Origin of the sequence: Photobacterium piscicola, assembly GCF_900166965.1 — a bacterium.
GTDB classification, from domain to species: domain Bacteria; phylum Pseudomonadota; class Gammaproteobacteria; order Enterobacterales; family Vibrionaceae; genus Photobacterium; species Photobacterium piscicola.
The window spans coordinates 30,635-46,574 of sequence record NZ_FUZI01000010.1 but is presented as its reverse complement, the minus strand read 5'-3'; the positions used below and the strand labels follow the sequence as shown (position 1 = coordinate 46,574).

The window sequence follows — 15,940 nt, the reverse complement described above, 5'->3', positions numbered from 1 at the left end:
TCTTATATCCGAGCGAAAGTAGTTCAGGTTAGGTCTATTATCGACCAATTTTATCCCTACACCACAGAAAAAATGCAATATTTACTAGAATGCCATGCTCAACCGCAACTGTTAACTGCTGTTTTGTGTTATTCGTCCATTTTCTGTGGATAACTTTGTTAGTATTTAATTTACTCCAGTTGATCGTTTTTTATCTGAAAATAAAAATTACTCATGATTGTATTTATTTTCATATACTTAATAAGAAAGCTTAAATTAGATCCTCGATCCCATATTGATCATTGATTGTGGACAACCTTAGCTAGATAATCTTAACCAAGCCAATAATAACAACAATATAAGTCTATTTGATTAGTTAGGATGCCATTATGAAGAAAATTGCGGTAATTTTAAGCGGTTCTGGTGTATTTGATGGAACCGAGATCCATGAAGCGGTATTAGCTTTATTGGCGATTGAGCAACAAGGAGCAAGCTGGCACTGCTTTGCTCCTAACATCGATCAACACCAAGTCATTAATCACCTTAACGGTCAGGTGAGTCATGAAACTCGTAATGTTTTAATCGAATCAGCACGAATTGCACGTGGCAATATTTCAAATGTCACTCAATTAAACATTAATGACTACGATGCACTACTGGTTCCTGGCGGATTTGGTGTTGCTAACAATTTATCTGATTTTGCCCTTCATGGCAGTGCATGTCAGATCAATGAAGACGTTAAACTGGCCTGCCAAGCTTTTGCTCAAGCCAATAAGCCTGCAGGCTATTTATGTATTGCACCAACATTGATCCCACAGATCTATGGCCCAGGCGCAAAGGCTACGATCGGTGATGATCCTGACACCGCAGCCGCATTTAACGCCATGGGGGGTGAGCATATTCAGTGCCCTGTTGATGATTTTGTATTGGATCAGAAACGACGTCTATTAACTACGCCGGCTTATATGTTGGCAACCAATATCAGTGAAGCGGCAACAGGGATTAATAAACTGGTACGAGAGTTAATAAAATTAGCCTAAGCGACATAATAAAAACTAACCACTTAAAAAAGAAAAAGCGACGCACTGTGTGATGCGTCGCTCAGCAGAAGTAGTAATCGGTTTTTAGCCCTACACTAAGCACCATTACCAAGCTGAAGTACACTGGAAGCAATGTGAGCAATGTCGTGCCCAAGCAACAGAAAAAGGGGTTTCTCTGTTGTTTGAAAGCCCGTTAATAATAACCATTCTCAACTAAGTTGCAACACTTAATTGAGAATAATTTTCATTTGGAATAAAAACTGTTAGTTAACCTTCTTGGTAAAACATAATCGATAATCACGTAATTGCCCTTTCTTTTCCATATTTTCAATAGCATAGCCATTTCTAAACAATAGCCGTAACATCGCTGGAAAACAGTTACGTGATTTAACGTTAATCACCGTATATTGTGATTGTGCCACTACCCATGCTTCTTGGGCTTCTAATAATTTTTGAGCAATACCCAGTCCACGTCCACAGGCTAATACTCCCCCAAGCCAGCTATAAAAAACGTGATCAGATAAAGCATAACCAATTTTCACACCAACTAATTGTTGTTGATATTCAGCCACCAAAATCAACGCTGGCTGATGAGAAAATCGTTGCCGTATCGTCGTAGCATCAACACCAGAGCTTAATTCATTAATCCCTGCCAATACGGTAACCGCTTCATCTACCGTTCCAATCCGCACCACTATTTCAGTCATTATTAGCATCCCTTTATTGACTTAAAAAACGTAAAAAAAATCGGCCACAGCCGATTTATTCTTTATTCTACAAATCAATCATCGCTATTTAATCACGCTTGCCGTATTCGGCAGTGATGATTGTTTTAATGTGGTTAGCTTATTAATTAAATAATTAAGCAGTACCCCATATAAAGGTACAAATAAACCCAAACTAATAATTAATTTAAAGCTGTAATCCACCAGCGCAATTTCAGTCCAATTTTGAGCCATAAATGCATCTGGGCTGTGATAAAACGCAATACTGAAAAAAGCGAGTGTATCAAGCGCATTACCAATAATGGTCGACGCAGTCGGTGCGATCCACCATTGTTTCATTTGGCGCAGGCGATTAAACACCGACACATCCAATATTTGCCCTAATAGGTACGCCATAAAACTCGCGATCGCAATACGGGCAACAAAAAGATTGAATTCGGCCAAATGAGCAAAGCCTTGATATTGGCCTTGAAAAAAAAGCACAGATAACACATACGACACAATTAGTGCTGGCGCCATTACCCGCCAAATAATTTTTCGTGCCATACCAGCACCAAAAATGCGTACCGTCAGGTCAGTCGCGAGAAAAATAAACGGAAAGGTAAACGCACCCCAAGTGGTGTGATAACCAAAAATAGTAAACGGTAATTGGACTAAATAATTACTGGAGGCGATCACTAACAAATGAAACGCAACCAAATATGATAATGCCTTGTGCTGTTGGGCTGCAGAAAAAACAGTTGTTGTTACATTAGATGTTGTTGCGTTGGATTTGGATAAAGCAGTCATGAAAGACCTTTTTGTCATTGGGGGGAGGGAACCCAAACATTTTCATTGCCAGTGGTAACCACCAGCAACACCAGGGCGGCGATTATACAGCACAGCATTTATTTGCCTAGTAGTGAGACAATAACTGTTGAATAAAAATTAAATGCTCAATGTCATTTAAGGTCAGTAACTCCAACCACATCGATGCACTGTAATATTCAGCTTTAAGTAATAACTGGCAGCCTTCAACATCAATTAGCCATTGTTGAAGGTCGGCACTTGGCTCTTGCTCTATTAATATTGCATCTAGGCGCTGCAACAATACCTTAGCGACCGCTGGAAAATTATCAAACTCAAACAAAGGAAGCGTTATCGCTAACGTGCCTTGCTCAATATTTATTTCCGTTTGACTAAAATCATAATCCATTATTAGCTTCCATTAGTTATGTTCATCGACCGCCATTAAATGATCACCAATCAATTGTAAAAATACGATGCCAAATTTTTCTAACTTACGCTGGCCAACCCCATTAATCGCTAAAAATTCACCTTTTGAACTGGGTAATCGTTCTGCCATTTCCATTAAACTGGCATCATTAAAGACCACATAAGGTGGAATATCTTCCTCATCAGCAATGGCTTTGCGTAACTTACGTAACTTGGCAAATAATTTTTTGTCATACTGACGATTGGCCATTCGATCTACTTTACTGCTACGAACCGCAGTATCAAGCCGTGGCACCGCCAATGATAACGCCATTTCAGCACGTAATAATGGTCGCGCTTGCTCGGTGAGTTGTAACACCGAATTGCGGCTAATATTTTGAGTTAAAAAACCGCGATGAATTAATTGGCGTAAAATACTCACCCAATATTCATGGCTATAGTCACGTCCAATACCATAAGTGGTTAATTTATCATGGCCATATTCACGAATACGTTGATTTTGCATACCTCGTAAAACATCAATAACATAGGTAATACCAAAATTCTGATTCACACGGTATACACAGGATAAGGCTTTTTGAGCGGCTTCAACGGCATCAAATTGTTGCGGGGGATCAAGGCACACATCGCAGTTCCCACAAGGTTGACGTTGATCTTCACCAAAATAATGTAATAACACTTGGCGACGACAACTTTGCGCTTGAGCAAAAGCTCCCATCGCATGTAATTTATGTAATTCCACCTCACGCTGTGCATCATGAGGTTTTTCATCAACACAACGGCGTAACCACGCTAAATCGGCAGGATCATAAAGCAGCAGCGCTTCAGCAGGTAAACCATCGCGTCCTGCTCGTCCTGTTTCTTGATAATACGATTCAATGTTGCGCGGAATATCAAAATGGACCACAAACCGCACATTGGGTTTATTAATTCCCATCCCAAATGCGACCGTCGCCACAACCACGTGAATATCATCTCGCTGAAAAGCCTCTTGAACAGCGCTGCGTTGTTGATACTCCATGCCCGCATGATACGCCGCGGCACGAATGCCACTTTCACACAATTTTTCGCTAATCTGTTCCACTTTCTTGCGGCTATTACAATAAATAATCCCGCACTGACCGCGCACCGTCGCCAAATAGCGGCTTAATTGCGTTAACGGTTTATGTTTTTCCCAGAGGGTATAGCGAATATTAGGTCGATCAAAACTGCCTAAATAACAATGAGGATCGGTTAACCCCAAGCGACTAATAATGTCTTGTCGTGTTGCGTCATCAGCCGTCGCCGTTAACGCCATCACAGGCAACGGTGAAAATTGCTGTTTTAGTAGCCCTAATGCTGCATATTCTGGTCGAAAATCATGTCCCCATTGAGAAACACAGTGGGCCTCATCCACTGCCACCATCGTTAAATCCAGTTGCTGCAACCGTTCAATAAAATCCCGCATTAACACCCGTTCAGGTGAAGCATAAACTAATTGCAACTCGCCATTTTGCATCGCATCAAACGTCGCTTGAATCTCTTCACGCGACATTGCTGAGTGAATACAACCAGCACTGACACCATTGGCATTCAATTGGTCGACTTGATCTTTCATTAACGAAATTAGCGGTGAGATCACCAAGGTTAATCCCGACAGCATTAACGCCGGAATTTGATAGCACAGAGATTTACCGCCACCAGTGGGCATAATCACCAAACAGTCATTACCCGCAGTGATCGCTTCAATCACTGCTTGTTGGCCTTGCCTAAATTCTTGATAGCCAAACACATCCTGCAAAATTTCTTGGCTAGATAATAATGATGGCGTCACGGGCAAAGGAACAACAACAGACATGGTAAGACTCTTCGCTAAACAGGGCTGCCATTCTATACCTAAATGAGTAGTAGATGCGAGTTAGCCCCTCGCTTTGCTGATCACACTCTCATACTAAAAACACATATTCAGCGAGAGCCCAGCTATATAACCACACCGAAAACAGCAGCACACTAACCGTTATCAATACCCTTTTCGGCCTCAATCCTTAGTTGCTGCTAATTTTATCCATTTTAGCGTGTTCTCTTGTTCTACTTTTTCGACTACCGCTATCAATATATTAATTAACTAGATAATTAATAAGAAAATAAAACCATCACTATTTACTCATTTACTTATTTGTCATCGGTCAGTTATTCAACAACGGCTACATTAACCTCAACATTTAACGGTTTATTACTTAAGTTATCTTGGGTATTTATTTAGTTACAGTCATAACAACGGCTGTAATTCATTAAAACCGACATCTTTAATTAAAATATCACTAATAATTTTTAAAAATAATGAGATATACGGGGGTTTTTCTGCCATCATTAATCACATTAAAAGACTACATAGCGTCCCCCCTCTTTTGCGTTGCTGATTACAAGGATCTGTTATGCTCAAAATCACGTCAACACTATTACGTTTTGCCACCATGTGCAGTTGCGCAGTTCCGATCTTTACCGTTTCCGCGCAACAGCTGAGTGATAATATTATTCCTGAAACCAGCGTCGCTCAACAGCCATCACAATTAGTCCAAGGTAAACAATGGATGATTGCTAGTGCGAATCACTATGCCAGTGAAGCTGGAGCGGCAATGTTGCGTCGAGGAGGGAATGCCATTGATGCGATGGTTGCCACCCAATTAGTTTTAGGCTTGGTTGAACCACAATCATCCGGTATTGGTGGCGGTGGTTTTTTAGTGTATTGGGATAACGACAACCACCAAATGACGACCTTTGATGGTCGTGAAACCGCACCGTTTGCGGTCACGCCACGCTTATTTCAGGACAAAAATGGGCAGCCCTTAGCATTTTATGACGCGGTTGTCGGGGGCCGATCTGTCGGTACACCTGGTACGATAAAATTATTGTGGAATAGTCATCACCAATACGGAAAATTAAAGTGGAAACAACTGTTTCAACCGGCCATCAAACTGGCTAAAAATGGCTTTATTGTTAGCCCTCGTTTAGCTGCATTAGTCGCGAAAGATGCCACACACTTGCAACGCTGGCCTGTCACTAAAAATTATTTTTTTGATCCCCAAGGTCAACCGATTCAAGCGGGCCAAAAATTAATTAATCAACCTTATGCCGATACCCTGCGTAAAATTGCTGATTATGGCCCAAAAGCATTTTATCAAGGCGACATTGCACGCGAAATTGTTAATACCGTCCAAAATGCCGTTGGTAATCCCGGTGTCCTCAGTAGCATTGATTTAGCCAGTTATAAGGTTAAACAACGGGCACCAATCTGCGCGCCTTATCACCAATATCAAATTTGTGGTATGGGACCACCCAGTTCTGGCGCATTAACGCTTGGCCAAATAATGGCGATGCTCAATCATTACCCATTAGCTAAAATGGGCGCTAAGGATATTAATAGTTGGCGCTTAATTGGTGATGCATCTCGATTAGCGTTTGCTGATCGCGGCCGTTATATGGCCGACAGTGATTATGTACCGATGCCAACCAAAGGCTTACTTGATGCGGCTTACATTCATCAGCGGGCACAATTGTTAGCCACTAATAAAAAATTAACCACCGTCGATGCAGGATCACCACCATGGGATCATGCCAACCTTCAAACGACCGATGAAGCCATTGAATTACCGTCAACCACCCATTTTGCGATAGTCGATCGCCAAGGAAATGTGGTCTCTATGACCTCTACCATTGAAAACAGTTTTGGTTCACGGTTAATGGTCGGTGGCTTCTTACTTAATAATGAATTAACCGACTTTTCATTTCGCAGCCACATTGATGGTCAACCGATAGCAAATCGAATTGAACCGGGCAAAAGACCACGCTCGTCAATGGCACCGACAATTGTGATGCATAATAATCAACCGGTGTTAGCCATTGGCTCACCTGGCGGCAGTCAAATTATTGGTTATATTGCTAAAACCTTAGTGGCTTACATTGATTGGGGAATGGATTTACAGCAAGCCATTAACTTACCTAACATCAATAATCGCTTTGGTCCCTTTGAGCTTGAGCAAAATACCTCAGCCGCAGCATGGGCGCCTAAGTTTGAACAATTAGGTTATAAAACCGCAGTCAAAGATCTTAACTCGGGTATTCAAGCGATCAGTATTGCGCCAAAACAGTTAATTGGTGCCGCTGATCCGCGTCGCGAAGGTAAGGTCATCGCTCAATAGCAACCTCAACACATAAAAAAAGCCCACCAATGATTAACCATATAGGTCATCACTGGCGGGCTTATTTATTCTAAAGATATTATAGGGCGGTTAACTTCGCGTATTGGGTCACTAGCCACTTAATCCCTTCACCATTAAAGGCGACTTGCACTCGACTTTGGGCGCCACTACCTTCAAAGTTAATTATTGTGCCTTCACCAAATTTAGCATGCTGCACCCGCTGTCCTAGACTAAAACCTGTCTCATTGAAATTATTATTCACTTGAGTTTGGCTAAAACGGCCACTGCTCACCGGACGTGATACCTGCGCCTTCATTCGTACTTCCTCAACATATTGCTCAGGAATTTCACGAATAAAACGCGACGGTTTATGGAAGTTATCTTTACCATATAAGCGGCGCATTTCAGCATAAGTGATATACAGTTTCTTCATTGCTCGTGTCATGCCGACATAACACAAGCGACGTTCTTCTTCTAACCGATCCGCTTCTTCAATGGTACGTGAGCTTGGGAACATCCCTTCTTCAACCCCCACCATAAAGACAATCGGAAATTCTAGACCTTTAGCACTGTGCATGGTCATCAATTGCACCGCATCTTCAAAGGCATCCGCTTGACCGTCACCCGCTTCTAAAGCCGCATGGGCTAAGAAAGCAGATAATGGACTCATTTCAGCGGCTTCTTCTGGAATTTCAAACTGACGGGTTGCAGTGACTAATTCTTCTAAGTTCTCAATTCGTGCTTGCGCTTTTTCGCCTTTTTCTTGCTCATACATTGCCCGCAAACCAGAGTGACGAATGACATCATCCGTCTGTTGGTACATTGGCAATTCAGCGGTATCGTCTTCTAAGGCATTAATTAATTCGATAAAACGCTGTAATGCATTTGCCGCGCGTCCCGCTAGCACTTTTTCATCTAATAGCGCTAGACTTGATTGCCACATGGTTAAACCGCGATCACGTGCTGCTAAACGAATCGTCTCTAAAGTGCGATCACCCAAACCACGCGTCGGTGTATTAACCACCCGCTCAAACGAAGCATCATCATTACGGTTAGCAATTAAACGCAAATAAGACAACGCATCTTTAATTTCTTGGCGTTCAAAGAAGCGCATGCCGCCATAAATACGGTATGGCATGCCCGCTTGAATTAAGGCTTCTTCTAATACTCGCGATTGCGCATTACTGCGGTATAAGAAGGCGGTATCACTGAGGCTTCCCCCTTGTTCACGCCACTCTTTAATTTTACCAACAGCAAAGCGGGCTTCATCGAGTTCATTAAAAGCAGAATACAAAGAAATTGGCTCGCCATCGCCATCTTCAGTCCATAAATTCTTACCCATACGAGCAGTATTATTGGCAATTAATTCATTGGCAGCATTAAGAATATTGGCAGTCGAGCGGTAGTTCTGTTCTAAAAATATTGAGGATGCGTTATTAAAATCATTTAAAAAACGCTGAATATTTTCAACTTGTGCGCCACGCCAACCATAAATAGATTGGTCATCATCACCGACGATCATCACATGACAATCAGGACCCGCCATTAACCTTAGCCATGCAAATTGAATATTGTTGGTGTCTTGAAACTCATCCACCAAAATATGTTTAAAGCGTGCTTGGTAATGTTCACGAATATGTTTGTTATCGCGTAATAACTCAAACGAGCGCAGTAATAACTCGGCAAAATCAACCATCCCCGCACGATCACAGGCTTCTTGGTAAGCGGTATAGATACGTAACCACGTTTGCTCAACCGGATCATTATAGGTTTCAACGTGCTGCGGGCGTAAGCCTTCATCTTTCTTGCCGTTGATATACCACGCACCTTGACGGGCAGGCCAATGCTTTTCATCTAAATTCTGCGCTTTAATCAAGCGGCGTAATAACCGCATCTGATCATCAGAATCAAGAATATTAAAATCTTCAGGTAGGCGCGCATCCAAATAGTGGGCGCGTAACATGCGATGACATAAACCATGGAAGGTGCCATTCCACATACCTGCACTTGAGCCGTGCATTAATTCATTAATTCGACCACGCATTTCTGCGGCCGCTTTATTAGTAAATGTGACCGACATAATCGAGTACGGTGATGCTTGTTCAACCGCCAACAACCAAGCAATGCGATGCACTAGCACACGGGTTTTACCGCTACCTGCTCCCGCCAATACTAGGTGATTACCCAACGGCGCAGCCACCGCCTCGCGTTGTTTGTCATTGAGGCCATCTAATAGAAGTGAAACGTCCATCGCTATCTACTGGTTATTTATACAATGGTGACGATTATACCAGCCCCGATAAAGATTGCTTCGATATCTTTGTATCGATTTTCGCAAAAACCAGAAACATAAAAACAACATCAACACTAAAATAATTAACATTCCAGTGTAATAAATATCGTGGTTACCCTGTCTATTATTCTGAAGGCGCATTAACGCCATTAAAAAAATACCAACGCGTAGCAAACCAACACTCAATCATAATCAAGGAACTATCATGAAAAAGACCAATATAGCCTTAGCATCAGCAATGACTGGATTAATTGCGTTAGCAGGAACATTAGCTTCAACAACCGCCGTCGCTGACGAAATGGGAAAAAAAATGGCTAAAGAAAAATGTTATGGCGTCAGTAAAGCGGGTAAAAATGACTGCGCTACTAAAACCAGCTCTTGCGCAGGCTCGGCTAAAGAAGATGCTCAGAAAGATGCGTTTGTAGTCGTTCCAAAAGGGTTATGTGATCGCCTCCATGGCGGATCAACTGAGGAAGCATAACTTGGTGGACTTTTCATCCCAGCAATCAATTGGGGTGGGCTTACGCTCACCTCATATTATTGAAATGATCACTCAACGGCCACAACTGGGCTGGCTGGAAATCCACAGTGAAAACTATTTCAACCCCCATTCATTAGCACGCCAACAACTACGCCAATTACAGCCTCATTATCCGATTAGCTGTCATGGTATTGGGCTGTCATTAGGATCCGCCGATCCACTTAATATTCAGCATTTACAACAACTCAAACAATTAGTTACTGAAACAGAGCCGTTCTTAATTTCAGATCATCTCAGTTGGAGTTCAGTTGATGGTCACTATTTTAATGATCTCTTACCATTACCTTATACCGAAGAAGCCCTCAATAATTTTTGCGATAAAGTGATTCAAGTTCAAGATGTACTTCAACGGCCAATGTTAATTGAAAACCCATCAAGCTATTTACAGTTTCAACACTCAACCATTCCAGAGTGGGAATTTTTAATGGCCGTGCAACAACGAACAGACTGTGGGTTGTTATTAGATTTAAACAATATTTATGTCAGCAGTTTTAACCATGGTTTTGATTGCCAAACTTATTTAGCGGCTATTAATCCTGCAGTAGTGCAAGAGATACATCTTGCGGGCTTTATTCGTAAACAACTGCCTCAAGGTGAAATCTGGATTGATACGCATAGCCAACCCATCAGTGATGAAGTGTGGCTCTTATATCAACAGTGGGTTCACTGTCATGGTAGTGAGACGCCAACATTAATTGAATGGGATGCAGATATTCCACCCTTGGCAATATTATTGGCTGAAGCCGATAAGGCTCAAGCCATTATCGATAAGGAGCTAGCCAATGCCATCATCTGCAACCACGCCTAATTTGCAGCAATTACAACATCAGTTTGCGGCGGCATTGCATTATCAACCGCATGATTTAACCACCACTATCGTCAATGACCATTTCAGTGCAGAGCAACGACTACAACTGTACTGTAATAATTTTATTATTGGCTTAACCGATGTTCTGGCAGCTGTCTATGCTACCGTTAGCGCCATGGTTGGTGATGATTGTTTCAACCACCTCGCGCGACAGCACATACTTAATCATCCGTTATCACAAGGGGATGTCACTATTTATGGTGCTCACTTTAGCGATACTATCGCCGCTCAACCAACATTGGTTTCCACTCTGCCTTATTTAGTTGATCTCGCACGGCTAGAATGGCAACGCGATTGTGTCAGCCGTTTAGCTTGCCACGCTGGCAACTTACCACTGCAAAAATTACGTCAACTTGAACATCAAGCCAATTCTATTACTTCACAGCAATATTATTTTCATATTCCAACCTCAACCGACACCTTTAGCAGCCAATATGCGGTGGTGTCACTGTGGGAAATCGTTAACCATCCGCATTCAGATCAACACCAATTATTAGCAACGCTGGATATTAATCAGCCGCAAACCGCCCTGATGCAACATTACCAATGGCAAATTTGGCAGCAGCATGTCACGCCAGAATTAGTCACTTTAGTCACTGATTGTCAGCAGCAACGTCCAATTACCGCGTTAACAACAACGCAATTAGATCTACTACCACAGTTATTACACCACCACTTAATTGACGATATTCGTAAGGTTAATAGTGATGATTAATTTTATTCGTACCATCGACACTTTTTTTCAACAACTCGTACAACCGCTGCAACCATTACTGTTACTTTTTAGTCGCGTCTGGGTTGCCATTGCGTTCTTTAAATCAGGACTGATCAAATATGGTAGTTGGGATAGCACCCTGTATTTATTTGAATACGAATATCAGGTGCCTGTCTTACCTTGGCAATGGGCGGCCTATAGTGGAACAGCGATTGAATTAATAGTGCCGATTTTTTTAGTACTTGGACTATTCGCACGGCCGATGGCCATACTATTATTTGGTTTTAATATTATTGCGGTAGTGTCATACCCTGCTTTATGGCCGCAAGGGTTTTATGATCACCAATTATGGGGAATGATGTTATTAGTTACTATATTCTGGGGCGCAGGTAAACTCTCAGTCGATCACTGGATAAGTCAGCATTATCGAAATAGCAATATCATACCGTAAACGGCTAAGCACCCAACAAGGCTAATCGCACTGGGTGCTAAATCGTGGACATTTACTCTGTCGTTAAGCCGACTAATGGTAATAATTCAGCAAGCGCACTAATTTCAATATCAGGTAAACAATTACTCGGGGTCGACGTTAATACTCGCGACTGGTCGTTATACCAACAAGCTTGTAAACCCTGTTGTTTGGCACCAAAAACATCTGTATGTAAATGATCACCAACATGCAAAATTTGCTCAGCCGGAATATTTAAATGATTAATCGCACAGGTAAATAAATCAGCTTTCGGCTTAGCTAACCCATCGCGTCCTGCTTGGTAAATAGCACTAAAATAATCGGCCAAACCAATCTGTTGCGGATCGACATTACCATTAGTGATCCCGACCAACGGAACTTTAGCACTCAACAATGCCAACACACGGTGAGTTTCAGCGGGAACATCAACTTTGTTGCGCTCAACTAGCACCAAATCTAACCCTTGGCGGGCCGCTAATTCAGCATCTTTAAGCCGCCATCCCAACTGCATAAAGTTAATTTTTAACGCTTCATAACGCCACGCACTGACATCATGACTCAAACTAGAATCAACCGCAGCAAGTTGTTGTTTTAAGCGTTGCCAATCATCACGGCTGATCACCATTGACGCGGGTAATAGCTGTGCTAACCAATCAAACATCGCTTGTTCTGCACGCACGATCACCGGATGGTTATCATACAAGGTGTCATCAAGATCAAAAGTAAGGGCGTTAATCTGGCCTAACTGACGATAAAACTGCATGGGAGTTCCTGAGAGTGAACACGCGATAAAACACTAACGGCGTTTCGCGCGTGGGTGAGCAGCATCATAGACTTTGGCTAAATGCTGAAAATCAAGATGGGTATAAATTTGAGTGGTGGTCAAGTTTGCATGACCCAATAACTCTTGTACAGCACGTAAATCACCACTAGATTCCAACATGTGGGTTGCAAAACTATGCCGTAATTTATGCGGATTAATATGACTAGATACGGCCTGTTTCTGGCCCCATTCTGCCATTCTTTTTTGTACATTACGGTTTGAAATGCGATGGCCGAGTTTAGACACAAATAACCCTGTTTCATCAGCGTGGGCAATATTGTCACGCAACTTGAGCCAATTCGCTACCCACTCACGCGCCAAACCTGAAAAAGGCACAACCCGTTCTTTATCGCCTTTACCAATAACCCGCAAATCACCTTTAGTTAAGCTAATATCACGGACATTCAAATTAACCAATTCCGATAAACGTAATCCGGCACCATACATTAATTCCATCATCGCGCGATCACGAATCGCTAATGGATCGTCATCCTTAACCTCAAGTAATTGATTCATTTCATCAACATCAAGGTTTTTGGGTAACGGACGTGCTTTGCGTGGTGCAGCCACGCCTTTAGCTGGGTTGGCCGGCAATAGTTGCTGATGCACCATATAATCAAAAAAACTGCGTAAAGCTGACAACCGCATTGCTAAACTACTGGCTTTAAGACCACTACGCATACCTTTACTGGCTATTTGGCGCACCCAGCCCGCATCAACTTGCTGCCAGTTTTCAACCCCTAGCTCTAGCAATTGTTCTGCAATACAAGTTAATTGACGTTTATAGTTCTGTTGCGTGTGCAAACTCAGTTCACGTTCACTACGCAAATATTCATAAAAACGAGCCAGAGGTTGTTCAAAACTTTGGGGAAGCGTATTCACATAAACCTCGATCATGAGTGTCATTGATAACAATGACCCTCGTTAAAGATCATTATTGAATAAATTGGCCATCAAACACATGGGCAACGGGACCGGTCATAAATAACGGTTTGCCTTCACCTGCCCAGCGAATATATAAATCACCACCCGGTAAGCAGACTTTAACATTTTCATCGAGTAAACCTTGGCTACGACCAACAGCAACAGCGGCACAAGCACCACTGCCACAAGCCTGAGTTTCACCCGCACCACGTTCATAAACACGTAATTTCACGGTGCCGCGATCAATCACTTCCATGAAACCTGCGTTCACTCGCTCAGGGAAACGTTCATGAGATTCCAGTAATGGCCCCAGCTTTTCAACCGCAGCTGTCGCCACACTATCGACAATCGTGACACAGTGTGGGTTACCCATGCTGACAGCACCACAAAATAACGTTTGTTCACCAACACGCAATAAATAGGTTTTTTCTGCCTGTTTCGCTCGCATCGGAATTTTAGCGGGTTCAAAATTAGGGGCGCCCATGTTAACCGTAACTTGGCCGTCACTTTCCAACTTCAATATCATTTTTCCTGCTTTAGTACTCACGGAAATATGGTATTTGTTGGTTAAACCTTTCATTGAAACAAAGCGAGCAAAACAACGGGCGCCATTGCCACATTGTTCGACTTCACTACCATCAGCATTAAAAATACGGTAATGAAAGTCCGTTTCAGGATCATAAGGCGGTTCAACCACCAATAATTGGTCAAAACCGATCCCACGATGACGATCCGCTAAACGGCGAATCGCATCCGGTGAAAAAAATACATTTTGTGTTACACAATCTACAACAACAAAGTCATTGCCGAGCCCATGCATTTTGGAGAAGTTAATCTGCATGATGTTCCTTAATTATTAAGCATCAGTTGCGACGACAATCATTCAACGAGATATTCATGCTGCCAAAGTTGGTCTAACGTTTCACGAGCACGCACTAAATGTACTTGCTCACCATCAACCATCACTTCAGCAACACGAGGGCGAGAATTATAATTAGATGCCATCACGAAACCATAAGCACCCGCAGACCTTACCGCAAGTAAGTCATTTGGCGCTAAGCATAAATGACGATCTTTACCAATAAAATCACCGGTTTCACAAATAGGCCCCACTAAATCATAACACTGACGCTCACCCTGACGTGGGATCACTGGCACAATATCTTGCCAAGCGGAATATAATGTCGGCCGAATTAAATCATTCATCGCCGCATCAACAATGGCAAAGTTTTTATATTCAGTATGCTTTAAAAATTCCACTTTGGTCAGCAATACACCCGCATTCGCAGCAATCGCTCGTCCTGGCTCAAAAATTAATTCAAGTTCAGGATAAGCCGCCAAACGAGATAACAATGCGGTCGCATACTCTGCGGGTAATGGGGGTTGTTCATCGTTATATGTCACCCCTAAGCCACCACCGAGATCCAAATGTTTAATCTCAATTCCAGCTAATTTTAACTCATCAACTAATGCTAACAACCGTTCAGTTGCATCAATAAAAGGTTTCACTTCCGTCAACTGAGAGCCTATATGGCAATCCATACCGACCACATTAAGATACGGTAATTGGTGCGCTAATTGGTAAACGTCCAGTGCACGTTCACGCGCAATACCAAATTTATTATCGCGCAAACCCGTTGAAATATAAGGATGAGTATTAGCATCAACATCTGGGTTAATGCGTAATGAGATCGGGGCAATTTTCCCTAATTGACCCGCCACATAATTTAACCTATCTAATTCAGGCTCAGATTCAACATTAAAACATTTAATTCCCAGCTCAAGTGCACGTTGCATTTCTTGCGCTGTTTTACCCACGCCAGAAAAAACCACTTTAGCCGGATCGCCGCCCGCTGCTAAAACACGTTCTAACTCACCCAAAGACACGATATCAAACCCAGAACCTAACTGTGCAAGGACATTTAATACCCCAAGGTTAGAGTTTGCTTTTACCGCATAACAAATCAAATGTGGATGGGTCGCAACCGCTTGATCAAAGGCATGCCAATGGCGTTCTAACGTTGCTCGTGAGTACACATACAGCGGAGTGCCATATTGTGTTGCTAACTTGGCCAATGCGACGTCTTCCGCCCATAATTGCCCATCTGACTGGTAATTAAAATAATCCAATGTTGTCCTTCCCTGTCTGGTTGACGATTAAACTGCGACG

General features: G+C 42.5%; 15 protein-coding genes. 6 read left to right on the top strand and 9 right to left on the bottom strand.

Annotated elements, in window-relative coordinates; translation table 11 throughout:
- Positions 1–368: 368 nt before the first annotated feature.
- Positions 369–1,019 carry an isoprenoid biosynthesis glyoxalase ElbB gene (gene elbB, locus CZ809_RS17615; protein WP_080158849.1) on the top strand — a complete coding sequence of 217 codons (651 nt, stop codon included), beginning with the start codon at positions 369–371 and terminating at the stop codon, positions 1,017–1,019.
- Between the two features lie 263 nt (positions 1,020–1,282).
- Here elbB and CZ809_RS17610 read toward each other — a convergent pair whose 3' ends face one another.
- The 4 genes from CZ809_RS17610 to recQ form a co-directional block, all read right to left on the bottom strand.
- Positions 1,283–1,726, bottom strand: a complete 444-nt coding sequence (locus CZ809_RS17610; RefSeq protein WP_080158848.1) for a GNAT family N-acetyltransferase — start codon at positions 1,724–1,726, stop codon at positions 1,283–1,285.
- An 84-nt stretch (positions 1,727–1,810) separates the two neighbouring features.
- Positions 1,811–2,533, bottom strand: coding sequence for a 7-cyano-7-deazaguanine/7-aminomethyl-7-deazaguanine transporter (locus CZ809_RS17605; RefSeq protein ID WP_080158847.1), 723 nt, complete (start codon positions 2,531–2,533; stop codon positions 1,811–1,813).
- A 106-nt stretch (positions 2,534–2,639) separates the two neighbouring features.
- Complete coding sequence (locus CZ809_RS17600; RefSeq protein ID WP_080158846.1) at positions 2,640–2,939, bottom strand: DUF3630 family protein; 300 nt, start codon at positions 2,937–2,939, stop codon at positions 2,640–2,642.
- A 12-nt stretch (positions 2,940–2,951) separates the two neighbouring features.
- A complete protein-coding gene (gene recQ / locus CZ809_RS17595) occupies positions 2,952–4,796 on the bottom strand; it encodes an ATP-dependent DNA helicase RecQ (protein WP_080158845.1) in 1,845 nt (614 codons plus the stop codon).
- A gap of 616 nt (positions 4,797–5,412) precedes the next feature.
- On the opposite strand from recQ, the gene ggt reads away from it, so the two are divergent.
- Complete coding sequence (gene ggt, locus CZ809_RS17590) at positions 5,413–7,137, top strand: gamma-glutamyltransferase (protein WP_158258958.1); 1,725 nt, start codon at positions 5,413–5,415, stop codon at positions 7,135–7,137.
- A 79-nt stretch (positions 7,138–7,216) separates the two neighbouring features.
- Here ggt and uvrD read toward each other — a convergent pair whose 3' ends face one another.
- Positions 7,217–9,388, bottom strand: a complete 2,172-nt coding sequence (gene uvrD, locus CZ809_RS17585) for a DNA helicase II (protein WP_080158843.1) — start codon at positions 9,386–9,388, stop codon at positions 7,217–7,219.
- 247 nt (positions 9,389–9,635) lie between these two features.
- Here uvrD and CZ809_RS17580 point away from each other — a divergent pair, with 247 nt between their 5' ends.
- From CZ809_RS17580 to CZ809_RS17565, 4 genes are read left to right on the top strand one after another with little or no spacing between them, the layout of a single operon-like run.
- Positions 9,636–9,911: a BufA1 family periplasmic bufferin-type metallophore gene (locus tag CZ809_RS17580; RefSeq protein WP_080158842.1), complete on the top strand. Its 276-nt coding sequence runs from the start codon at positions 9,636–9,638 to the stop codon at positions 9,909–9,911.
- Positions 9,886–10,779, top strand: a complete 894-nt coding sequence (gene bufB / locus CZ809_RS17575) for an MNIO family bufferin maturase (RefSeq protein WP_080158841.1) — start codon at positions 9,886–9,888, stop codon at positions 10,777–10,779. Before CZ809_RS17580 ends, bufB begins: the two co-directional genes overlap by 26 nt.
- A complete protein-coding gene (locus tag CZ809_RS17570; protein WP_080158840.1) occupies positions 10,754–11,554 on the top strand; it encodes an HvfC/BufC N-terminal domain-containing protein in 801 nt (266 codons plus the stop codon). The genes bufB and CZ809_RS17570 overlap by 26 nt, the downstream gene beginning before the upstream one ends.
- Positions 11,547–12,005 (top strand): DoxX family protein, encoded by a 459-nt coding sequence (locus CZ809_RS17565; RefSeq protein WP_080158839.1) that lies wholly within the window; start codon positions 11,547–11,549, stop codon positions 12,003–12,005. The genes CZ809_RS17570 and CZ809_RS17565 overlap by 8 nt, the downstream gene beginning before the upstream one ends.
- 52 nt (positions 12,006–12,057) lie before the next feature.
- Here CZ809_RS17565 and yigB read toward each other — a convergent pair whose 3' ends face one another.
- From yigB to lysA, 4 genes are read right to left on the bottom strand one after another with little or no spacing between them, the layout of a single operon-like run.
- The gene (yigB, locus tag CZ809_RS17560) at positions 12,058–12,786 is read right to left on the bottom strand and encodes a 5-amino-6-(5-phospho-D-ribitylamino)uracil phosphatase YigB (protein WP_080158838.1); all 729 of its coding nucleotides are present in this window, start codon (positions 12,784–12,786) and stop codon (positions 12,058–12,060) included.
- A gap of 33 nt (positions 12,787–12,819) precedes the next feature.
- On the bottom strand, positions 12,820–13,743 hold the full coding sequence (xerC, locus tag CZ809_RS17555) for a tyrosine recombinase XerC (RefSeq protein WP_144396206.1): 924 nt from the start codon (positions 13,741–13,743) through the stop codon (positions 12,820–12,822).
- Between the two features lie 37 nt (positions 13,744–13,780).
- Positions 13,781–14,611, bottom strand: coding sequence for a diaminopimelate epimerase (dapF, locus tag CZ809_RS17550; RefSeq protein ID WP_080158836.1), 831 nt, complete (start codon positions 14,609–14,611; stop codon positions 13,781–13,783).
- Positions 14,612–14,649: 38 nt separating this feature from the next.
- Positions 14,650–15,900 (bottom strand): diaminopimelate decarboxylase, encoded by a 1,251-nt coding sequence (gene lysA / locus CZ809_RS17545; protein WP_080158835.1) that lies wholly within the window; start codon positions 15,898–15,900, stop codon positions 14,650–14,652.
- Positions 15,901–15,940: the final 40 nt, after the last annotated feature.

Bases quoted from the DNA above. Each gene is read 5' to 3' on its own strand.
- elbB (WP_080158849.1), top strand. From the start codon at position 369: ATGAAGAAAATTGCGGTAATTTTAAGCGGTTCTGGTGTATTTGATGGA.
- CZ809_RS17610 (WP_080158848.1), bottom strand. From the start codon at position 1,726: ATGACTGAAATAGTGGTGCGGATTGGAACGGTAGATGAAGCGGTTACC.
- CZ809_RS17605 (WP_080158847.1), bottom strand. From the start codon at position 2,533: ATGACTGCTTTATCCAAATCCAACGCAACAACATCTAATGTAACAACA.
- CZ809_RS17600 (WP_080158846.1), bottom strand. From the start codon at position 2,939: ATGGATTATGATTTTAGTCAAACGGAAATAAATATTGAGCAAGGCACG.
- recQ (WP_080158845.1), bottom strand. From the start codon at position 4,796: ATGTCTGTTGTTGTTCCTTTGCCCGTGACGCCATCATTATTATCTAGC.
- ggt (WP_158258958.1), top strand. From the start codon at position 5,413: ATGTGCAGTTGCGCAGTTCCGATCTTTACCGTTTCCGCGCAACAGCTG.
- uvrD (WP_080158843.1), bottom strand. From the start codon at position 9,388: ATGGACGTTTCACTTCTATTAGATGGCCTCAATGACAAACAACGCGAG.
- CZ809_RS17580 (WP_080158842.1), top strand. From the start codon at position 9,636: ATGAAAAAGACCAATATAGCCTTAGCATCAGCAATGACTGGATTAATT.
- bufB (WP_080158841.1), top strand. From the start codon at position 9,886: ATGGCGGATCAACTGAGGAAGCATAACTTGGTGGACTTTTCATCCCAG.
- CZ809_RS17570 (WP_080158840.1), top strand. From the start codon at position 10,754: ATGCCATCATCTGCAACCACGCCTAATTTGCAGCAATTACAACATCAG.
- CZ809_RS17565 (WP_080158839.1), top strand. From the start codon at position 11,547: ATGATTAATTTTATTCGTACCATCGACACTTTTTTTCAACAACTCGTA.
- yigB (WP_080158838.1), bottom strand. From the start codon at position 12,786: ATGCAGTTTTATCGTCAGTTAGGCCAGATTAACGCCCTTACTTTTGAT.
- xerC (WP_144396206.1), bottom strand. From the start codon at position 13,743: ATGATCGAGGTTTATGTGAATACGCTTCCCCAAAGTTTTGAACAACCT.
- dapF (WP_080158836.1), bottom strand. From the start codon at position 14,611: ATGCAGATTAACTTCTCCAAAATGCATGGGCTCGGCAATGACTTTGTT.